The sequence below is a fragment of the Klebsiella sp. HMSC25G12 genome, assembly GCF_001807705.1.
GTDB classification, from domain to species: Bacteria; Pseudomonadota; Gammaproteobacteria; order Enterobacterales; family Enterobacteriaceae; genus Klebsiella; species Klebsiella variicola.
The window spans coordinates 51,163-70,114 of sequence record NZ_KV789911.1; the positions used below are offsets into that span (position 1 = coordinate 51,163).

Genomic DNA, 18,952 nt, shown 5'->3' on the forward strand with positions numbered 1-18,952 from the left:
AAAGTAAATCGTTGATACACATTATAACTTACCACAGCGAGGGGGAAAGCACATTATAACCAGTGTTAGCGGTAACTCATTTTTAACATTTTTGCTTGTTAGCGCTAACTTTGGGAGGTGTATCACAGTTGCATTTTATTTAGCTGTTTATAGTTCAGCACATGGGACCCCTCGGGAGTGCATATGATTAGAGACTGGTTAACCCCGGATAAAATTAATGTCATTAACTCAATAGATAACTGGAAAAATGCCGTTCGACTCTCAGCAGAACCTTTGCTGGCGCAGGGGTATATGGCAGAGCACTATATTGAGGCGATTTTGAAAAGCCATGAAGAACTTGGGCCTTATTATCTATTAGCCCCGGGATTAGCAATGCCCCATGCCCGCCCTGAACAAGGTGCATTGAGGAATGGATTATCGCTCCTTCATATTAAAGAGGGCATATCATTTGGCTCAACGGAGAACGACCCGGTATACGTGATTATTATACTATGCGCTCGTTCCGGGAATGAACATATCACGATGATCGGTGAACTGGCAGAACTCTTTAGCGATCAGCAAAAGCTAGAACGATTGTTAAAAGCCGATGATATTAAGGCAATTCAGGCTGTTATTGACTGAAGGAAAAGAGAATGAAAAAAGTACTCATCGTCTGCGGCAATGGTTTAGGCAGCAGCTTTATCGTTGAAATGAATGTCAAAAAAATTCTTGCCGAAATGAATAAAGAGGCTGAAGTCGCGCATACCGACCTGACGTCAGCGAAAAGCGAAACGGCGGACCTTATTCTGAGCGCCAACGATATTGCCGAACATTTAGTTGGTCATTCCGCAAAGGTTGTTGGATTAAGTAATTTACTCGACAACAATAAAATCAAAGAGATTTTAGCAGAACACATTTAAGCAACGGCTTTCTGAACCGTGGAGTTTAATATGCTTCATTTCCTTATTTATGATGTGTTAGGGACACCGGCAATTCTGGTTGGATTGTTTTCTCTGATCGGTCTGCTGTTGCAAAAAAAAGGAATTTCAGATGTTATTTCAGGAACACTGAAAACCATCATGGGCTTTGTTATTTTAACGGCAGGCGCCGGTATCATTGCCTATACATTAACCATTTTTAGCCAGCTGTTTGAACATTCATTTCATATTCAGGGGGTGGTCCCTAACACCGACGCGATGGCCGCGCTGGCGCAGAAGAATTATGGCACGGAAACCGCCACAATCATGGTGTTGGGCATGTTGATCAATATCGCCCTGGCGCGTCTGACGCCATTAAAGTACATCTTTTTAACGGGCCACCACACGCTCTATATGGCAGCGATGCTGGCGGTGATCTTGTCAGTCGGGGGATTGTCGGGGGGGTGGGTGGTGGCCATCGGGGCGGTGATTCTCGGCGCGATGATGGTGATCTCTCCGGCGATCTTGCAGCCGTTTACCCGTAAAATTACCAATACCGACGATCTGGCTCTCGGCCATTTTGGCTCTATTGGTTATCTGCTTTCCGCGCTGGTGGGCAAAGTCGTCGGGAAAGGTAGCCCCTCGATTGAAGAAATTAAAGTGCCTAAGTCACTCAATTTTCTTCGCGACTCGTCGGTGGCCATCTCTCTCACTATGATGATTCTGTTCCTGGTGTTGGTGGTCGTCGCGGGCAAAACCTTTGTCGAGGAGACACTGAGTGCCGGTCAGAATTTTATTATCTTCGCCATTATTCAGTCCCTCACTTTTGCTGCGGGGGTTTATATCATCCTCGCCGGTGTGCGGATGGTGATTGCCGAAATTGTGCCAGCGTTTAAAGGTATTGCAGACAAATTAGTGAAAGATGCGAAGCCGGCGCTCGACTGCCCGACGGTGTTTCCCTTTGCTCCAAATGCCGTCATCGTCGGGTTTCTCGCAAGCTTTGTCGCGGGCCTGGTCAGCATGTTTCTCTGCCCGCTGTTCGGTTTGAGCGTCATCGTCCCGGGGCTGGTTCCTCATTTCTTCTGCGGGGCAACGGCTGGCGTTTACGGCAATATCACTGGCGGACGTCGCGGGGCAGTGGTGGGGGCATTTGCCCACGGCCTGCTCATTTCGTTCCTGCCGGCCATCCTTTTGCCAATGATGGGAGACATGGGCCTGAGTTCTACAACCTTTGGCGATGCAGACTTTGGCGTTGTCGGCATCGTTCTGGGGCACATTATCGCAATGTTTAACTAACTGTTTATTATCGGAGATGGTTTATGAGCGCGAAATTTTCACCCTCACTGATGTGCATGGATTTAACGCAGTTCAAAGAACAGATCACGGCAATGAATAAAAAAGCGGATTTTTATCACGTTGATATAATGGATGGTAATTACGTCCGCAATATCACACTGTCTCCCTTTTTTATTGAGAACCTGAAAAAAATCACTACCGTTCCCATCGATGTCCATCTGATGGTGAACCATCCGGAAGATATTATTCCCATGTGTCTCGAGGCCGGCGCCGATATCATTAGCTTTCATCCCGAGACGGCGAATAACAAAATTTTCCGCCTGCTGAATCAGATCAAGGATGCAGGCAAGCAATGCGGGGTGGTGTTGAACCCGGCGACACCGGCTGAAAGTATTGCTGAATATGCGCACCTGTTGGATAAAGTGACGGTCATGTCAGTTGATCCGGGCTATGCCGGACAAAAGTTTATTCCTGAATCGCTGAACAAGATAAGAAAGCTCATCAGTATGCGCAAAAATAATGGCTATCACTATCTGACAGAAATTGATGGCTCCTGCAATGCAAAAACGTTTGGCCAGATTGCCGAATCCGGTGTGGATGTCTTTATCGTAGGGACATCGGGTCTGTTTTCTCTACATGAGGATGTCAGCCAGGCATGGGACAGAATGATCGAGATTTTCCAGCGTGAAACCGTCGCTGCCTAATTAATTTTTTTACGAACCACAGCATATATTTATAAAAAATTAAAAGACCTGCATCACGCCAGCGATGCCTGCTCTGTTATTCAACGACCACTCTATATGAATGCGGGTGAATTATGGATATTTCGACAGTGCTTAATGTTAAAAACATCAAGTTAAATATGACCGCCAGAACGAAAGAAGAGGTGATAGAAGAACTCACCGATTTACTAGTACAGGATGGTGCGGTGACTAATAAGGAGGACTTTATTCGTGATGTCTGGTTACGTGAGGAGCAAGGCTCTACCGGTTTTGAAAATCATATTGCGATCCCGCATGGCAAATCTTCCGGTGTTTCCCGTACCGCATTAGCCATCGGACGCACGCAACATACCATTCCCTGGGAGACCATGGATGGCAGCGATGTTCGCTGTATTATTTTATTTGCGGTTTGCCTGGTGGATCAAAATGCCACTCATATTCGCCTGTTAGCGCAAGTGTCCGGGTCACTGGCCGACGAAGACATTATCGCTAAATTACTGGTTGAATCTGATCCATATAAAATCATTGCGCTTTTCAATTCAGAAACTGAAAGCACCGAAGCGTAATATGTAGTTGTTAACATTCTTTTATATCTTATTAAATGAATTAACGGAGAATCGTGATGAATATTGTCGGAGTTACCGCCTGTACGGTGGGGATTGCACACACCTATATTGCTCAAAAGAAAATTGAAACAGCCGCGAAAAAAGCCGGTCATAACGTTAAAATCGAGACCCAAGGGACCATCGGCATTGAGAATCAGTTAACCGCTGATGAGATTGCCATGGCAGATATTGTTCTGCTTGCCGCGGATGTTAAAGTGACGGGAGAAGAACGGTTTGCGGGTAAGAAAGTGGTCAAAGTCGCCACGGAAACGGCAGTGAAATCCCCTAATAAGCTAATTGAAAAACTCAGTGAAATAGTCAATTCATAATTTTATTTCGGCCTGCTGACTCTATACTTAAGGGCGTAATTTATTTCTCTAAAACAAATATGGCAAGCAGCAAATCCTAAAGGACATCTGCTGACCGCTATCTCATTTCTGATCCCCATTGTCTGTGGTGCTGGATTTATTATTGCCATCGGTATGGGGCTTGGTGGAACGGTGCAGGACACGTTAACGCCGGGGCAATTTGATTTATGGCAGGCGATGGCCACTCTGGGCGCTAAGGCGCTTGGGCTGTTGCCGGTAGTCATTGCGGTGGGGATTTCCGGCTCGATTGCTGGCAAGCCGGGCATCGCACCAGGATTTGTTGTCGGGCTGGCGGCGAACACCATCAGCGCAGGCTTTATCGGCGGGATGATCGGTGGCTACATTGCCGGCTATATCGCGCTGGCGATCATCAAAAACGTCAAGGTGCCTGACTGGGCTCGCGGTTTGATGCCAACGTTGATCGTGCCTTTTTTTGCCTCCATTATCAGCTGCCTGATTATGGTCTATATCATTGGTACGCCTATCGGTATCTTTACGGAAGCGCTGACATCTTTCCTGAGAAGTATGGGCACGTCATCGAATCTTGTGTTGGGCGCAGTGATAGGCGCTCTGTGTATTGTTGACTTTGGCGGCCCGCTTAATAAGACATGCTTTGCCTTCGTTCTCACGCTGCAGGCGCAGGGAATAAATGAGCCGATTACCGCGCTTCAGTTAGTTAACACCGCAACGCCTATTGGTTTCGGCCTGGCTTTCTTCATTGCTAAGCTTCTGCGTAAGAACATCTATAACAGTGAAGAAGTGGAAACCTTAAAATCGGCGGTTCCAATGGGGATTGTTAATATCGTTGAAGGCTCTATCCCGATCGTCATGAACGATATCGTCCGCGGTATCGCCGCCGCGGCCATCGGTGGCGCGTGCGGTGGCGCAGTCACCATGGTGTATGGTGCGGATGCCACGGTGCCTTTTGGTGGGGTACTGATGATCCCCACCATGTCACACCCGATGGCTGGCATTATGGCCCTGCTGGTGAATATTGTTGTTACCGCCACGGTTTATGCTGTCATCAAAAAAGATATTCCGCGTGATGTGCTGGTTACTCATGATCACGAAGAAGAGGATATCGACCTTGATGATATTAAAGTGAGCTAACTTACCCCTGTATTATTTTATCAATGGCGTTGAGCTAGTCCTGCAAATCAGCCCATAACCGAGGGGTCCTTAGTTATGGGCTGAGTTGCGTCAGGTAGACGGCTGGGTAAAAGTGGAGCAGGGTGAACATTGTTGTTGCAAAAATGTGAATGCTTCAGTAGCCTTGTCTCTTTCGGAGACAGGAAATGCTCGTCACTGATTCACTTCTTGCTTACACCCTCGCAGCCACACTGCTTACCCTGACGCCAGGTCTTGATACTGCTCTTATTCTCCGCACGGCGACCGCTGAAGGGGGACGCAAAGCCTTGCATGCCGCGTTAGGCATTGATCTTGGATGCTTTATCTGGGGCGCGCTGGTGGCCTTTGGTTTAGGTGCGCTACTGGCGGTTTCTGAGTTGGCTTATACCTTATTGAAATGGTGCGGAGCAGGATACCTTTGCTGGCTGGGCATCCAGTTGCTCCTGCGCCCACGCCAGCAATTTAACCCCAACCCGACCGAATCAGATTCCACGAGTAACTGGTTCCTGCGTGGGATGCTGGGGAATGTGCTTAACCCCAAAATGGGCGTCTTCTACGTTTCGTTTTTGCCCCAGTTTATCCCTGCCGGGCATTCACCGATCAACTGGACCTTTCTCCTGGTCACCATCCATGTATTGATAGGGACGCTGTGGTCGTTAACGCTGATTACCGCCACTCGCTATGCCGCCGGCATCCTGAAAAAACCAGCCGTGGTGAAATGGATGGATCGGACAACCGGCTGCCTGTTTCTGTTGTTTGCCGCGAAGCTGGCCATGAGTCGGCGGTAGTCACGCAGGGGCGTATGCCCCTGTTTTTGTCTTAAAAAATGAGCAACCCGTGGAGTACTACTCAGTGCTGTAACGATCGGGCTCGAACGTACGCTTAGCCAGTTTCTTTTGCAAAACGATGACAATAATTGGGGTTCCTGATGCGGTAATTGCACATACCGCCAACAGCGTGTCCATATTTTGTAGCGCCATGCGATGGTCGGGTAACAAAAAAGCAGACAGGAAAAATGCGGCAGTCGTCATCAGATACATCATGGATGTCTGTAATGAAGAGAATCCCGCTCGTTGGTTGTTATCAGGAAACTGAATCGTCACCGCCGACGATGACACCAGACGACTGTAAGCTGAGCCGAGAAACAACGTAATAAATAGCGCCGGATGCGGATAGCCCAGGAGGGGTATCAGCAAGCTCAGGATAAAAACGAGGGTCGACCCGGTCGCCAAACTCAAAGCAGAAAAACGAGAGGTTAATGCGCCTGTCATTCTGGTAGACAGATACCCCGCCAGACCCCCGCCGAAGAACAACCAGGGCAGCAGACCTTGAGAAGCCCCCAACAGCTGCGTCATTAATGGCGCCAGAACAGGAATGATCAGCATTGGACTAAACTGTACCAGCGCATTACCGGAAGCAAACAGTAAAGTATCTACATCGAGGGGCAGCGCGTGGGACGTGTCGAAAGTGACGGGATCCTGAGGGATGATGAAGACGATCAGCGGCAATGCCAACCAACACAGTGTACAGATTAACCACAACGCGACATGCCAACCGTAATGAGTACACAAAAATAGTACAGCGGGCATCCCCACGATGCTGACCATCGAAAATGACGCAATCACCGTCGCCAACATTTTTCCGCGCAAGTCAGCCGGCGTGTGGTTTATCAAAATAGTGATCCCCACCCCCATTGTCGTACCGCCAACCAGTCCTGCGAAGAAGCGCAATGTAAGAAGAAGAGGGAAACTGGTGGTCAATGTCGTCAACAGTGTCGCCATGGCTAGCAGTACCATATTAGCGATTAAAAAACGTTTCTTATTGCAACGGTCAACCCAGTAAAAGGCGATAATTCCCGACAGGACGGCTCCAGATGTGTACATACCGGATACATAGCCTGAGAAGGTGACGGGAACAGCGAAATCTGCAGCCATAAATGTAAAAACAGGGCTGAACATCATATATTCCAGCGCATTAGTAAACTGGACAAAAGCGATTACCATAGCAATCCGAATGAGCGTCTTTTGATTAAATGTTGTGGCGACCAGTGGCATAGCAAGCGACCTGTGGATGAAAGATATCCTAGCTTAACTGCTATCAAACTTGTCGATTAGATGGTAAAAATGGCACTCATTATTATCATATGTGGGATAGTTGATGCGGCCAGTTCTTGACTTTAATGCGCTGAAAATCTTCATTGCTGTGGTGGAAAGAGACAGTTTTGTGGGGGCATCGAAAGCCCTGGAAATGCCGACATCAAATGTGAGCCGTTGCATTTCTCAGTTAGAAGACAAACTGAACCTTCAGCTCATTGAGCGCAGTACCCGACATATGAAACTCACACAGGCTGGGCATCTACTCTATACCCGGGCGAAGCCATTACTGGAAGCACTTGAGCAAACTGAAACCGAATTAACGTTGCGACAAATGCAATTCAAGGGGCCATTACGTATCTGTATTCCCAATGAAATCGGTCCTGTATTGCTGGGCTCTGTTGTTGCTGATTTCGCCTGTCAGCATCCGGACCTGGAGATAAGTTGCGTCACAAATTTGTCGGGTTATGAATCCCTGCGAGATGATCTGGATTTAGCTGTCATTGTTAGCCGTGGTCAGATGGATGACAGTGACTACATCGCCCGTCATCTGGTGACAATCCCTTGCACCATCGTTGCGGCCCCCTCCGTCATCCAGCGTTATGGCACGCCTTCTCGAATACAGCAATTTGAAGAGTTACCCTGTATTACAACGGTGAATGCGCTTAAAGGCGCTCCCTGGCAGTTTGTGAATAAAAAGGGCGGATTCGAGACGATCAAGGTTAACGGTCGTTATCGGGTCAACAGCGGAGAGATGGCAGGGCGGGCGGCCATCTCAGGTGTCGGTTTTGCCATCCTGTCGAAACAAGCCTGCCAACCCTATATTGATGATGGGCGGTTAATCGAGATTGGATTTGAACAATCGGCAGCCCCCTTGCAATTATTCGCTCTGTATTCAGATCGGCGTTACTTGCCGGCAAAAACAAGAGCGCTTATTGATTTCATGCATCAGAGATTGAGTCATTAACAAGAGGCCATCTTCAGCGCGCCAGGGCGGCGCTGTTTTATTCAGCCGGCCGGCTCAAGCAACAAATCTCTGAGATAGCCCTCCAGTAGGGAGGCACAAATTCGCGTTTCATACGACATCATCCCAGCCGGTGGATGGAGCAACCAGGCACTAAATGGCGGGATCGGATAGTGGCTTAAGAGGGGGATGAGCGCGCCGTGTTCCATTTCTTTTCTGCAAACCGGACTTTGCAAAACACCAATGGCATGTCCCGCTAATAACCAGGAGAGGACACTCCGCCAGTGCGTTGACTGAAATTGAATATTGACGGGAACATTAATGAGTTGATCTTCGGAAGCGACCAATTGAATGCGATTACTGGCGAATACACCGGAAACAGCAGCAAATGGATAATCTGTCAGCGCATCCGGCGTGTCAGGATGACCCATTTTCGCCAGCAGAGCCGGAGAGGCCACTAGCACTCTGCGCACGGCGCCAAGCGGACGTGCGACAAAAAAGCCTTCGGAGACATCACCTAACCTCAGTGATAAATCGACCCCCTCGGTGACGGGATCGATGACGCGGTCGTTAAAAATGACATCGACCTGCAGCTCCGGATGCTCGTTCTGAAGCTGCAACAATGCAGGCATCAGCAGGCTTTCTCCGGCGGAATAGGGCGCGGCAATACGGATTTTGCCTTGCAGCCCCTGATTTTCCTCATTCACAGAAAGAGCATGCTCTGCCGCCTGAACGGCCGTTTTGCTTCGCTCATAAAACACGTTACCGCTGTGCGTTAGAGACATGTTACGCGTGTTGCGCCTAAGCAAACGTGTCCCAAGATGTGCTTCCAGTTTTTCTATTCTTTCACTCACGGCGGGCTGGCCAATGCCGAGATCGCGGGCTGCAGCCGACATGCTGCCCCGTTCAACCACCCTGATAAATATGCGCATTGCTGAGAAGAGATCCATTCACCAATTATATTGGCTTTACCGATAAATGTAAGTGGGGACAGGCATCTACTGCTTTCCTGCGAAATGATGAAAAATCCAGACTCAAGGCCTGAGTCAGGCTAAATTTCAATCTATTTAATTGATTTATTAGTGGAAAATAATGATGCCAGAGATAAAGCTTTTCATGTTCCAGTCAGGAACACAGCATTGTCGATATCAGCATATCCGGATGAATCAGGGCGTGGGAGAGCATTATGAGATCCCTGTTCCCTGGTTTCTGCTGACCCATCCGGATGGGTTTACGCTGATTGACGGCGGTCTGGCTGTCGAAGGATTGAAAGATCCCAGCGGTTATTGGGGAAGTGCTGTAGAGCAGTTTAAACCGGTGATGTCAGAAGAACAGGGTTGCGTGGAACAACTTAAGAGGATTGGCATTGCTCCTGAGGATATCCGCTATGTGGTCCTGTCCCATTTGCACTCTGATCATACGGGAGCAATTGGTCGCTTCCCCCATGCTACGCATGTTGTCCAGAGGCAAGAGTATGAATATGCCTTTGCCCCTGACTGGTTTACTTCGGGAGCCTATTGCCGACGCGATTTCGATCGTCCCCAACTTAACTGGCTATTTCTGAACGGGTTGTCCGATGATCACTATGACCTTTACGGTGATGGCACGCTGCAGTGTATTTTCACCCCAGGGCATTCACCAGGCCATCAATCTTTTCTTATCCGCTTACCCGGTGGTACAAATTTTACGCTAGCGATTGATGCGGCTTATACCTTAGATCATTACCATGAGAAGGCGCTCCCGGGGCTAATGACGTCTGCTACTGATGTCGCTCAGTCAGTGCGAAAGCTGCGTCAGCTTACCGAGCGATATCATGCGGTATTCATACCCGGCCACGATCCTGAAGAATGGAAAAAAAACAGGCTTGCGCCAGCCTGTTACTATTGAATCATTCCTCGCTGATCGCCAAAAAGCGTCTGTTAAGAAGGGCTGTCAGCTTATCTTGTTCGAAATGGCCCTGGTGATGGCCGGGGCCATTTCTGCGGGCAAGCTCAGGGCTTCACGTCCAGCACGACATGACTGAATGTTTGATAGGTTTTTTCGTCTGGCGCGGGCGGAATGTTGGCTTTTTTCAGCGCGGACATCACCTGCGCGCAGAATGGCCGATCGCCGCTCTCGACCGTCGGATCCTGCACTGTCCCGTCACGCTGTAGCGTAAAGCGCACCGAGCATTTTTGCCCTTGCCAGGAGGCCGGCTGGTCTATGTTAGCGAAGATAGCCGCCTGGATCCGCGCCAGATAGCGTGAGGCATTGGCCTGGGGTGAAGTATCGGAACCCGTTTGATAATCGCGAAGTATCTTATCCACTTCAGCCGATATTTTAGCGTCTTCGGCGCTGTCCGGCGCAGAAGCACCACCCGAGCAGGCGGAAAGAAGTAAAGAGAGGGTGCAAACGAGCACAGCGTTGGTTTTCACGGACATGCTAAGCCTCCTTGCTGGTGGGGATACCGTCGTGTACGAGGCGGTTATCCTCTGTTATTCCGCGAAATTATTCAAACGCTGAATGCATGGCACGCGCTTTCAGTGACAGTGTCACTCATTTTTTACTTTCGTCGCGGGCGGTGATGCCATCCAGTCGCGAATAATGTCACCGTATAGCTGTTCTGCCTCCGCCAGTCGGCTGAGCAGGCAGTACTCGTCGGTTTGATGCGCCATCGACGGCTCGCCGGGGCCGAGAATAATACAGGGCGGATCGCCCAATGCAGGCAGCAGCAGCGAGGCGTCGGTAAAGTAGGGCACCACGCGCGGCGCAATCGGCTCAGCGTGCAGCGGCTGACAGCGTTGGTAAACCTGCTTAATCCACGCGTGATCCTCCCGGCTGAGGACGGCGGGCAGGTCGACCAGCGTGGAGACGGTGACGCTTTCGCCAAGCAGCGTCGTCAAGCGCTCCCGGATAGTGGCGTGCTGTAAATTGGGCGCGCTGCGGATATCGACATCAAAACGCGTGCGGTCCGGTACGGAATTAATATTGAGTCCGCCTTCTATGCGTCCGACGTTGAGGGTGGGTTGCTTCATTAGCGGATGCGGCGCGCCTGGCGAAAAATGCTGAATCTTACCCAACGCATCCGCCGCAAGATAGATAGCATTGATCCCCAGCTCCGGCATCGCGCCGTGGGCGGTTTTCCCCCGCGTTTCGCAGCGTAGCCAGAGCGCGCCTTTATGGCCGATAACCGGATAGTTGGCGGTGGGTTCACCGACGATCAGCGCGCCCACCTCCGGCAACGTTGCGGAGGCGATCAGCGCCCGCGCGCCGTCGCAGCCGGTCTCTTCTCCGCCGGTTATCAGCAATACCGCGCCGCGTCCGGCGAGGATCGCTTCCCGCTGATGAACGCAGGCGACGGCAAACGCCGCTATCGCCGCTTTCATATCGCTGGATCCGCGGCCATAAAGACGCCCATCTTCCATCTGCGAGCCAAAAGGATCGTACTGCCAGCGGGCATTTCCCAGCGGGACGGTATCCAGATGTCCGGTAAAGGCCAGCGGTTTACCGCTCTTCGCCCCGGGAAGGCTGGCGATAAGATTGCAGCGTCCCTCGCCGAACGACGACAGCGAAACCTCAAAACCGCTCTCGTCAAGCCAGTCGGCGAAGAACCGCATGCAGTCGGCTTCGCTGCCTGGCGGGTTGATGGTGTTAAAGCCCAGCAGCTGCCGGGCGAGCTCAAGGGTCGTGGTCATCAGCGGCGTTCCGTCAGCCAGTCGAGGCAGTTAATCCATAGCTGGCGATAGCCGGGCCATTTGGCAAACTCTTCCGGCAGCCAGTGCGCCGACATGTCGCTGGTCCACACCAGCGAACGACCCTGCTGATATTCGCGAACAGCCAACAGCGGATGACCGGTACCGGCCACGCTCGCCAGCAGTTTGCCTTCCGGGTGCATTTCAACTTCGTTATAGCCCAGCAGCCACGGCCATTCGCCCGGAATATCGTTAAACAGGGGGTGAGATTCCGTCACTTCGGCATAGCAGCCTTCCGGGGTTTCAATGCGATCGTCCCAGGCCAGGCAGCGTACCGGCAGCACTTTCTCCACCGCGGTATGGCGGTAGCGCGCGCCGCCGTTGATTCCCTGGAAGCTGTAATAGCCGCCGATCATCATCAGCGCCCCCCCGCCGGCCACGTAATCATGCAGGAGCGTTAAACGGTTGGCGGTTCGGCGGCTCTTCAGCCAGGTGTCCGGATGCAGCAGCAGCGTATTGGCGCCAATGTCCGAGAGAATAATCGCATCCCACTCCTGCAGCGCTTCCAGCGTCAGCGGAAAGTCGGTCGCCGCCGCGTGGGCGGGCATATAGGTAATGGCATAGGGACTGTCGGCGAGCGCGGCCAGAAAGTCCGTTGCGCCGGTGTGCCAGGTGGCGGTGGCAAACTGGTCGAAGCCTTTAACGTGCGTTGACGTGCTGGTCCAGGACTCACCGACCAGTAAGATTTTTTTCTGCATGATGACGTTTCCTTTTATCCGCCAAAGACCCGCTGGGGGTTTCCAATCATTAAGGTTTCAAGTTGTTCGCCGCTGACGCCGTGGCGCCGCAGACGGGGAACAAAATGCTTGAGTATGTAGCCATAACCGTGGCCGCCGTAGCGGGTGAGCATGGTTTTCAGGAAGACGTCCTGCGACAGCAGAATTTGCTGGATGTAGCCGTCGTCAATCAGCTCGCGGATCGCGCGGGCGTTCTCCTCGTCGGAGGGCGACTGCGCCGACTCGTCGGCGTAGTAATAGCTCATGCCAATCATGTCGTATTCGAGAAACGCCCCGCGCTGCGCCAGTTCGCGCTGGTAGCGCTTATCGGCAAAGCTGGGATTCATATGGCACAGCACGGTATGGCGTAAATCGGCGCCTTCCTGCTCGAGAATATCCAGCACCCGATGGCCCAGCCGCTCCCAGCCAGGCAGATGGACCTCGATCGGCACGCCGGTCGCGGCGCTGGCCCGACCCGCAGCGCGCAGGGATTTCTCCTCATCCGGCGTAAAGCGGCTGGAGATACCGATTTCGCCGATAAGTCCTGCGAGCACCTCCGGTTTCTCCTCCGCGCCGCCAAGATCGTAAATCAGCCGTTCGGTCAGCTGTTCGACGCTGCTGATTTTTACCCACTCAGGGTGCGAAGGTTCCAGATAGAGCCCGGTCCCCATAATGATATTCAGACCGGTCAGACGCGCGATGCGCGCCAGCGCTTTCGGATCGCGGCCAATGCCGATATTGGTCGGGTCGACCACCGTTTCTCCGCCAAGGGCGCGAAATTTAGTCAGCTCGTCAATCGCAACGTCGACATCAAACAGCTGACAGTTATCGCGGCTCATCAGCGGGTTAAGCGACAGTTCGCCAAGGTTTTCCATTTTCACCGGCATTTCGGCAAGACGGCGATCGCTGCAGCAGCAGGGCGGCACCCATTTGCCGGAGGCATCCAGCAGAATATGCTCATGCATCAGAGTAACGCCCATTTCGTTAATCGGTAGTGGGCCAAGCACAGTCATTACGTAACCGCTGCTGACGCCAACCGGCAGCGGGGAGGGATGGCGAAAAATTGATCCTTTCATCAGCTATCCTTTTGCCGCGGAGCGCGTCGGGTTGAGAATGCGGGTGTTCAGCCAGATAGCCAGCAGGATAATGGTGCCGGTGGCTATCTGGGTGTAAAACGGCGAAATATGCGACAGGATCAGCCCGTTCTGAATGACCGCAATCGACAGCGCGCCCAGCAGCGTGCCAATAATAGTCCCGAAGCCGCCAAACAGACTGGTGCTGCCTAGCACAACGGCAGCAATGACCTGCAGTTCAAAGCCTTCGCCCTGGTTGGAAGAGCCGCTGCCGAGGCGTGCGGTAATGATCATCCCCGCCAGCGCGGCGGCCATTCCGCTGATGATATAGACCTTCATGGTGACCGCTTTGGTGTTAATGCCGCTGCGCCGCGCGCCTTCGGCGTTGGCGCCGATAGCGGTCACGTAGCGGCCAAAGCGCATATGGTTGAGAACGATATGCCCGATCACCAGTATCATCATGCCGATCAGCGCGGGCATGGGGATACCAACTACCCACGCGCGTCCGATAAAGGTAAACAGGCTGTCAGCCGGCACCGGAATCGAGTAGCCCTGGGTGACCAGCAGCGCGATGCCGCGAACTACGGCCAGGGTGGCGAGCGTGACGATGAACGCCGGAATGCCTTCATAGGCAATAAAGAAGCCGTTGATGGCGCCAACGAATCCGCCGAGCAGCAGGCCGCCGAGGAGTACCACCGGCCACGGCAGCCCCCAGTTATTCAGAGCGATAGCGGAGAGTGCGCCGACCAGCGCCAGGGTGGAGCCTACCGACAGATCGATACCGCCGGTGGTAATGACCAGAGTCATTGCCGTCGCGACGATCAGCAGCGGGGCGCTCTGACGGATAATGTTGAGCCAGTTGGTGCCGGTGAGAAAGTTGCTGGTGATCAGCGAAAACACCACGCAGCAGAAGACGAAAAAGAGCGCGATGCTGACCACGCCTGAGTGGTTATGCAGCAGGCGGCGCGGCAGCGAATGCTGGATCATGCGGGAGCTGCTTAAGTTCATGATACTCATCCTGTTACCTCAATGTGCTGCCGCAGAGCGGGCGGTGAATTTTTCGCCCACAATCAGGTTAACGATATCGCTCAGGCTGGTGTCGGACACCCGTCTGTCGGCGACGTTAGTACCCTCATACATCACCATGATCCGGTCGCAGACCAGGAACAGGTCCTGCAGGCGGTGGGTAATCAGAATCACGCTCACCCCGCGAGCGGAAACGCGGCGAATGAGCTCCAGAACCGCTTCAACTTCCGCGACGGCCAGCGCGGCGGTGGGTTCATCCATAATCAGCACTTTCGGGTCAAAGGCCGCGGCGCGGGCGATGGCTATAGCCTGGCGCTGGCCGCCGGAGAGATTTCGCACCAGCAGGCGAGTATCCGGAATGGAGATCCCGAGCCCTTTAAGCATCTCTCTGGCATCGGCGTGCATTTTGGCCTCGTCGAGAAAGGGGATGCCGAGGACCGATTTCATCGGCTCACGGCCCATAAACAGATTGCCCGCGACATCGACCGTGTCGCAGAGCGACAGATCCTGGTAGACCATCTCGATATGGCAACGGCGCGAATCGGCCGGATTCGTAAACTGTTGCTGTTCACCGTCGATACGAATCGTGCCGCTGGAGGGGATCACCGCGCCAGAGAGCACTTTGGTCAGGGTGGATTTCCCCGCGCCGTTATCGCCCACTAAGCCCAGCACTTCGCCCGGGGCCAGCTCAAGGTTGACTCCGCGCAATGAGCGTATCGACCCGTAGGTCTTGGTGATATTGATCATCTCTACCCTTGGCGGGGTAGTTTGTGGCTGCTGCATCTGATAACTCCCATCGCTGTGGCCGGGAAAATGTTCGCCATCCTGCGGGAGAAACTCTATCCGACACGGTTTACAATCTAGTAAACCGGTTTACCTGCGGAATAGAGCACTCGCCAGGGCAGTCAGGACAAACGCTATGTAAGATATTTGTTCGCCAGTAAGAACATTGCAGCATCCGTGCCAGGGCAGGAACCACACAGCAGCCCTGTAACTTAACCTTATGTATTCAATACACTTAATTGAATACAATCCGGTAAACCGGTTTACTGATTATAGTGAATAAATTGTTAATTGATCGTTTTTTGCGCCAAAAGCGGGCGCTTTTGCGCCATTTTGGGACGGGCTTAACAGATCTTGATCGAGTCGCGGCCAATCCATTCAACCGGCAGGCGGGTTTCCGCAGGGATGTCCGGATCGTCGTTTAGCAGGCGCATCATGATGTTCACCGCGGTACGGCCCAGTTCGCGGGCGGGCTGACGGATAGTGGAGATCCGCGGCTGGGTAAAATCGGCGTAGTTGGCGTCATCGAAGCCGACTAACGAAAGCGCCTCCGGCGCCTGGAGCCCGCTGGCGCGCAAGCCATCGAGCAGGCCGAGCACCAGATAGTCGCTGGCCGCGAAGACGGCGGTGGGGCGAACCGGTTGGCTGAACAGGTACCGCAGCGCCTGCTGGCCAAACTCGCGCTGGTAGTCGCCATACATCACCCATTCGGGCGGCCAGCTCAGGCCCGCTTGCTCCATCGCGGTGCAAAAGCCCTGATAGCGCTCACGGACGCTCATCAGCTTGTCCGGGCCACCGACGAAAGCGATATGGCGATGCCCGGCGGCGATCAGTTTTTCGGTGGCGATCCGCCCGCCCTGGACGTTATCGGCAAACACTTTCGGTACCTTACTGCCGGGAATATCTTCATCCAGCAGGACAATGCGTTCGTGACGCTGGACCTCCTTGCGCAGCAGGCCGTTATCGGGGCGGTTGGTGGTGAACAGCAGACCGTCGACCTGGCAGGTATCCAGCCAGCGAATGAACTGGCACTCTTTTTCCGGGTTGTTGCGGGTGATACACAGCACCAGGCTGTAGCCGCTGGCAGAAGCAGCCTCTTCGGCAGCGTCGGCCAGTTCGGCAAAGAAGGGGTTGGTAATATCGGGAAGCACCAGGCCAAGCGTTTCGCTGCCGCCTTTGCTAAGACGACGTGCCAGGCTATTGCCGCGATAGTCCAGTTCGCGAATGGCGGTTTCGATGCGGTCGATGGTGTCCTGCGGCAGCACAATACTGTTGTTCATATAGCGCGACAGGGTCGCCTTCGACAGCCCCGCCAGCTTTGCCACATCGGATAACAATACGCGTTTTATACTCATTTCCTGCGCCATTTCTGCCAGAATCGGCTATCTGTAACATAGTTAAGCGCGGTGGATACAGCAATTTCTCTGCGAACAATCACCAAAAATAAATGCTTGACAAATTTTAATCAGCAGAGAATTGTATAGGCAGTTTACCGCATCATCCGGGAAGTCATTCCCAACCCCGTTTAAGTTATTCCAGTCGCGCACCGACACGGACCGGTTGCCGGGATGACATTAAGCAGGTATCCGCCGAACGTTCAATGATTGTTCTGGCGATATAGACGATATTTGCCCGCCAAAAAAATAATCCTTCTGCGTTCGCATGCGGCGCGGAACTCTGCTGGCTATCAACTATTCCCGACGAGGATACTGATGATGTTATTTCACACCGGAAAACTGCGTTTACTTGCTGTCGCTACGACCATGCTGGCATCCATGAGTTTTATTTCTGCCGCCAGCGCTGCCGGTCCGACTTATGCGCTGGTACAAATCAACCAACAGGCGCTGTTCTTTAATCTGATGAATAAAGGCGCACAGGATGCGGCCAAAGCCAGTGGCAAGGATTTAGTTATTTTTAACTCTAACGATAATCCCGTGGCGCAAAACGACGCGATAGAAAACTATATTCAGCAAGGCGTTAAAGGCATTCTGGTTGCTGCTATCGACGTTAACGGGATCATGCCAGCGGTTAAAGAAGCCGCCGCCGCAAACATTCCGGTGATTGCGATTGATGCCGTATTACCGGCCGGGCCACAGGCAGCTCAGGTCGGCGTTGATAATATTGAAGGCGGCAGAATTATTGGTCAATACTTCGTGGACTACGTGCAGAAAGAGATGGGCGGCCAGGCGCGACTGGGTATTGTCGGCGCGCTGAATTCGGCCATTCAGAACCAGCGGCAGAAAGGGTTCGAAGAGACGCTGAAAAGCAATCCGAAGATTACTATCGCTAACGTGGTCGACGGGCAGAATGTGCAGGATAAAGCGATGACCGCGGCGGAAAACCTGATCACCGGTAACCCGGATCTGACAGCGATTTATGCCACCGGCGAACCCGCGCTGCTCGGCGCTATCGCCGCCGTAGAAAACCAGGGGCGGCAGAAGGATATTAAAGTCTTTGGCTGGGATCTGACGGCGAAGGCGATTTCCGGTATTGACGGCGGCTACGTCACCGCCGTACTGCAGCAGGACCCGGAAAAGATGGGCGCCGAAGCCCTGAATGCGCTGAACAGCATCACGTCGGGTAAAACCGTGCCGAAAACCATTCTGGTTCCGGCGACGGTGGTAACCAAAGCGAACGTCGATTCATACCGTCCGCTGTTTAAGTAGGTCAGCGCGCGCCGCCCGTGGTTAACAGGGCGGCGAGCTCACGGCTGCCGGGAAACGCGCTGAGCGTCCCCCGGCGGCTAACGGTAATGGCGGCAGCGCGACTGGCGTGCGCCAGCGCCAGCGCATCCGGCGCGACGCCGCGCAGCAGGGCGGAGGCCAACATGACGGCGAGGAACGTGTCGCCCGCGCCGGTAGTATCAAGCGCCTCGGCGGGCACGGCGGGACAAAACTGACGCTGGCCCTCCTGGACCAGCCAGGCGCCTGCGGCGCCCTGGGTAATCACTAAGGTTTTCACCCCGTATGGCTGGAGCAGCTCGGCCTCGGATTCATTGACCACCGCGATGTCGATGAGCGGCCACAGATGGCAAAAGTCAGGATTGACAGGTGAGGGGTTGAATACCGTCGTAATGCCGCGGCTTCTGGCGTACTGGAACAGCGCCCGCGTTTTATCGAGGGAGAAATTGCCCTGCTGTAGCAGAATATCGCCAGCGACGGCATCCGCCATATGCGGAATAATTTCATCCAGGCTGAATGTATCGGCCGCCGCCGTAGTGGTAATGATGGCGTTGTCACCATCAGCGCTATTTAAAATAATCGAGGTATCGCTATGTTGATTGAAATGGCCGTCGGGTAGTAGCGTCAGTGGTTCATTTTTTATCTGCTGGCGGATCCACGCGCCGTTGCTGTCATTTCCCGTGGCGGCAATTAAACGCGTCTCTATTCCGCAGCGGGATAATATAATCGCCTGGTTCGCGCCTTTACCGCCGATATCCTGCGACACTTTAACGCCGTGAATGGAGGCTCCTTTTTTCGGTATATCCGGAATGGACCAGGTTTCATCTACGGTAATATTACCAGTAACGTAAACACGCATAGTGTTCCCTT

General features: G+C 53.0%; 21 protein-coding genes. 11 read left to right on the forward strand and 10 right to left on the reverse strand.

The annotated features are described in order from the left end of the window. The first annotated feature begins 183 nt into the window (after window positions 1-183). The 8 genes from HMPREF3096_RS21945 to HMPREF3096_RS21980 all read left to right on the forward strand — a co-directional run bounded on the left by HMPREF3096_RS21945 (window position 184) and on the right by HMPREF3096_RS21980 (window position 5,803). Window positions 184-621: a PTS sugar transporter subunit IIA gene (locus HMPREF3096_RS21945; protein WP_070544599.1), complete on the forward strand. Its 438-nt coding sequence runs from the start codon at window positions 184-186 to the stop codon at window positions 619-621. A gap of 11 nt (window positions 622-632) precedes the next feature. Further along, window positions 633-899: a PTS sugar transporter subunit IIB gene (locus HMPREF3096_RS21950; protein ID WP_012968203.1), complete on the forward strand. Its 267-nt coding sequence runs from the start codon at window positions 633-635 to the stop codon at window positions 897-899. 30 nt (window positions 900-929) lie between these two features. Next, a complete protein-coding gene (locus HMPREF3096_RS21955) occupies window positions 930-2,192 on the forward strand; it encodes a PTS ascorbate transporter subunit IIC (protein WP_023322629.1) in 1,263 nt (420 codons plus the stop codon). 23 nt (window positions 2,193-2,215) lie between these two features. Beyond that, the gene (gene alsE, locus HMPREF3096_RS21960; RefSeq protein ID WP_012968205.1) at window positions 2,216-2,896 is read left to right on the forward strand and encodes a D-allulose 6-phosphate 3-epimerase; all 681 of its coding nucleotides are present in this window, start codon (window positions 2,216-2,218) and stop codon (window positions 2,894-2,896) included. Window positions 2,897-3,009: 113 nt separating this feature from the next. Continuing rightward, window positions 3,010-3,480 (forward strand): PTS sugar transporter subunit IIA, encoded by a 471-nt coding sequence (locus HMPREF3096_RS21965; RefSeq protein ID WP_012968206.1) that lies wholly within the window; start codon window positions 3,010-3,012, stop codon window positions 3,478-3,480. A gap of 56 nt (window positions 3,481-3,536) precedes the next feature. Further along, complete coding sequence (locus HMPREF3096_RS21970) at window positions 3,537-3,848, forward strand: PTS fructose transporter subunit IIB (RefSeq protein WP_004179922.1); 312 nt, start codon at window positions 3,537-3,539, stop codon at window positions 3,846-3,848. A gap of 42 nt (window positions 3,849-3,890) precedes the next feature. Continuing rightward, window positions 3,891-4,997 (forward strand): PTS fructose transporter subunit IIC, encoded by a 1,107-nt coding sequence (locus tag HMPREF3096_RS21975; protein ID WP_023322628.1) that lies wholly within the window; start codon window positions 3,891-3,893, stop codon window positions 4,995-4,997. 185 nt (window positions 4,998-5,182) lie between these two features. Further along, complete coding sequence (locus HMPREF3096_RS21980; RefSeq protein WP_023322627.1) at window positions 5,183-5,803, forward strand: LysE family translocator; 621 nt, start codon at window positions 5,183-5,185, stop codon at window positions 5,801-5,803. Window positions 5,804-5,860: 57 nt separating this feature from the next. Here the strand turns inward: HMPREF3096_RS21980 and HMPREF3096_RS21985 are convergent, their stop codons facing one another. Then, a complete protein-coding gene (locus HMPREF3096_RS21985) occupies window positions 5,861-7,069 on the reverse strand; it encodes an MFS transporter (protein ID WP_023322626.1) in 1,209 nt (402 codons plus the stop codon). 103 nt (window positions 7,070-7,172) lie between these two features. Between HMPREF3096_RS21985 and HMPREF3096_RS21990 the strand changes: the two genes are divergently transcribed. Next, window positions 7,173-8,075, forward strand: a complete 903-nt coding sequence (locus HMPREF3096_RS21990; RefSeq protein WP_070544600.1) for a LysR family transcriptional regulator — start codon at window positions 7,173-7,175, stop codon at window positions 8,073-8,075. A gap of 41 nt (window positions 8,076-8,116) precedes the next feature. On the opposite strand, the gene HMPREF3096_RS21995 is transcribed toward HMPREF3096_RS21990, so the two are convergent. Beyond that, window positions 8,117-9,004: a LysR family transcriptional regulator gene (locus HMPREF3096_RS21995; protein WP_070544601.1), complete on the reverse strand. Its 888-nt coding sequence runs from the start codon at window positions 9,002-9,004 to the stop codon at window positions 8,117-8,119. A gap of 160 nt (window positions 9,005-9,164) precedes the next feature. Here HMPREF3096_RS21995 and ahlK point away from each other — a divergent pair, with 160 nt between their 5' ends. Then, window positions 9,165-9,959 (forward strand): N-acyl homoserine lactonase AhlK, encoded by a 795-nt coding sequence (gene ahlK / locus HMPREF3096_RS22000; protein ID WP_004218740.1) that lies wholly within the window; start codon window positions 9,165-9,167, stop codon window positions 9,957-9,959. 104 nt (window positions 9,960-10,063) lie between these two features. Here ahlK and tolA read toward each other — a convergent pair whose 3' ends face one another. The 7 genes from tolA to HMPREF3096_RS22035 all read right to left on the reverse strand — a co-directional run bounded on the left by tolA (window position 10,064) and on the right by HMPREF3096_RS22035 (window position 16,768). Continuing rightward, a complete protein-coding gene (gene tolA, locus HMPREF3096_RS22005) occupies window positions 10,064-10,492 on the reverse strand; it encodes a cell envelope integrity protein TolA (protein WP_008804864.1) in 429 nt (142 codons plus the stop codon). Between the two features lie 111 nt (window positions 10,493-10,603). Further along, the gene (locus HMPREF3096_RS22010; RefSeq protein WP_012968216.1) at window positions 10,604-11,746 is read right to left on the reverse strand and encodes a M20 family metallopeptidase; all 1,143 of its coding nucleotides are present in this window, start codon (window positions 11,744-11,746) and stop codon (window positions 10,604-10,606) included. Next, window positions 11,746-12,501 carry a glutamine amidotransferase gene (locus HMPREF3096_RS22015; protein WP_023297626.1) on the reverse strand — a complete coding sequence of 252 codons (756 nt, stop codon included), beginning with the start codon at window positions 12,499-12,501 and terminating at the stop codon, window positions 11,746-11,748. Before HMPREF3096_RS22015 ends, HMPREF3096_RS22010 begins: the two co-directional genes overlap by 1 nt. Before the next feature lie 14 nt (window positions 12,502-12,515). After that, window positions 12,516-13,595, reverse strand: a complete 1,080-nt coding sequence (locus tag HMPREF3096_RS22020; protein ID WP_008804866.1) for a phosphotriesterase family protein — start codon at window positions 13,593-13,595, stop codon at window positions 12,516-12,518. A gap of 3 nt (window positions 13,596-13,598) precedes the next feature. Next, window positions 13,599-14,600: an ABC transporter permease gene (locus tag HMPREF3096_RS22025; RefSeq protein WP_016161045.1), complete on the reverse strand. Its 1,002-nt coding sequence runs from the start codon at window positions 14,598-14,600 to the stop codon at window positions 13,599-13,601. Window positions 14,601-14,618: 18 nt separating this feature from the next. Next, window positions 14,619-15,365 (reverse strand): ATP-binding cassette domain-containing protein, encoded by a 747-nt coding sequence (locus HMPREF3096_RS22030; RefSeq protein ID WP_004198552.1) that lies wholly within the window; start codon window positions 15,363-15,365, stop codon window positions 14,619-14,621. 380 nt (window positions 15,366-15,745) lie between these two features. Continuing rightward, window positions 15,746-16,768: a LacI family DNA-binding transcriptional regulator gene (locus HMPREF3096_RS22035; protein ID WP_004190069.1), complete on the reverse strand. Its 1,023-nt coding sequence runs from the start codon at window positions 16,766-16,768 to the stop codon at window positions 15,746-15,748. Window positions 16,769-17,113: 345 nt separating this feature from the next. Here HMPREF3096_RS22035 and HMPREF3096_RS22040 point away from each other — a divergent pair, with 345 nt between their 5' ends. Then, a complete protein-coding gene (locus tag HMPREF3096_RS22040) occupies window positions 17,114-18,067 on the forward strand; it encodes an ABC transporter substrate-binding protein (RefSeq protein WP_004151648.1) in 954 nt (317 codons plus the stop codon). Between the two features lies 1 nt (window position 18,068). Here HMPREF3096_RS22040 and HMPREF3096_RS22045 read toward each other — a convergent pair whose 3' ends face one another. After that, window positions 18,069-18,941 (reverse strand): PfkB family carbohydrate kinase, encoded by an 873-nt coding sequence (locus tag HMPREF3096_RS22045; protein ID WP_070544602.1) that lies wholly within the window; start codon window positions 18,939-18,941, stop codon window positions 18,069-18,071. Window positions 18,942-18,952 lie beyond the last annotated feature (11 nt).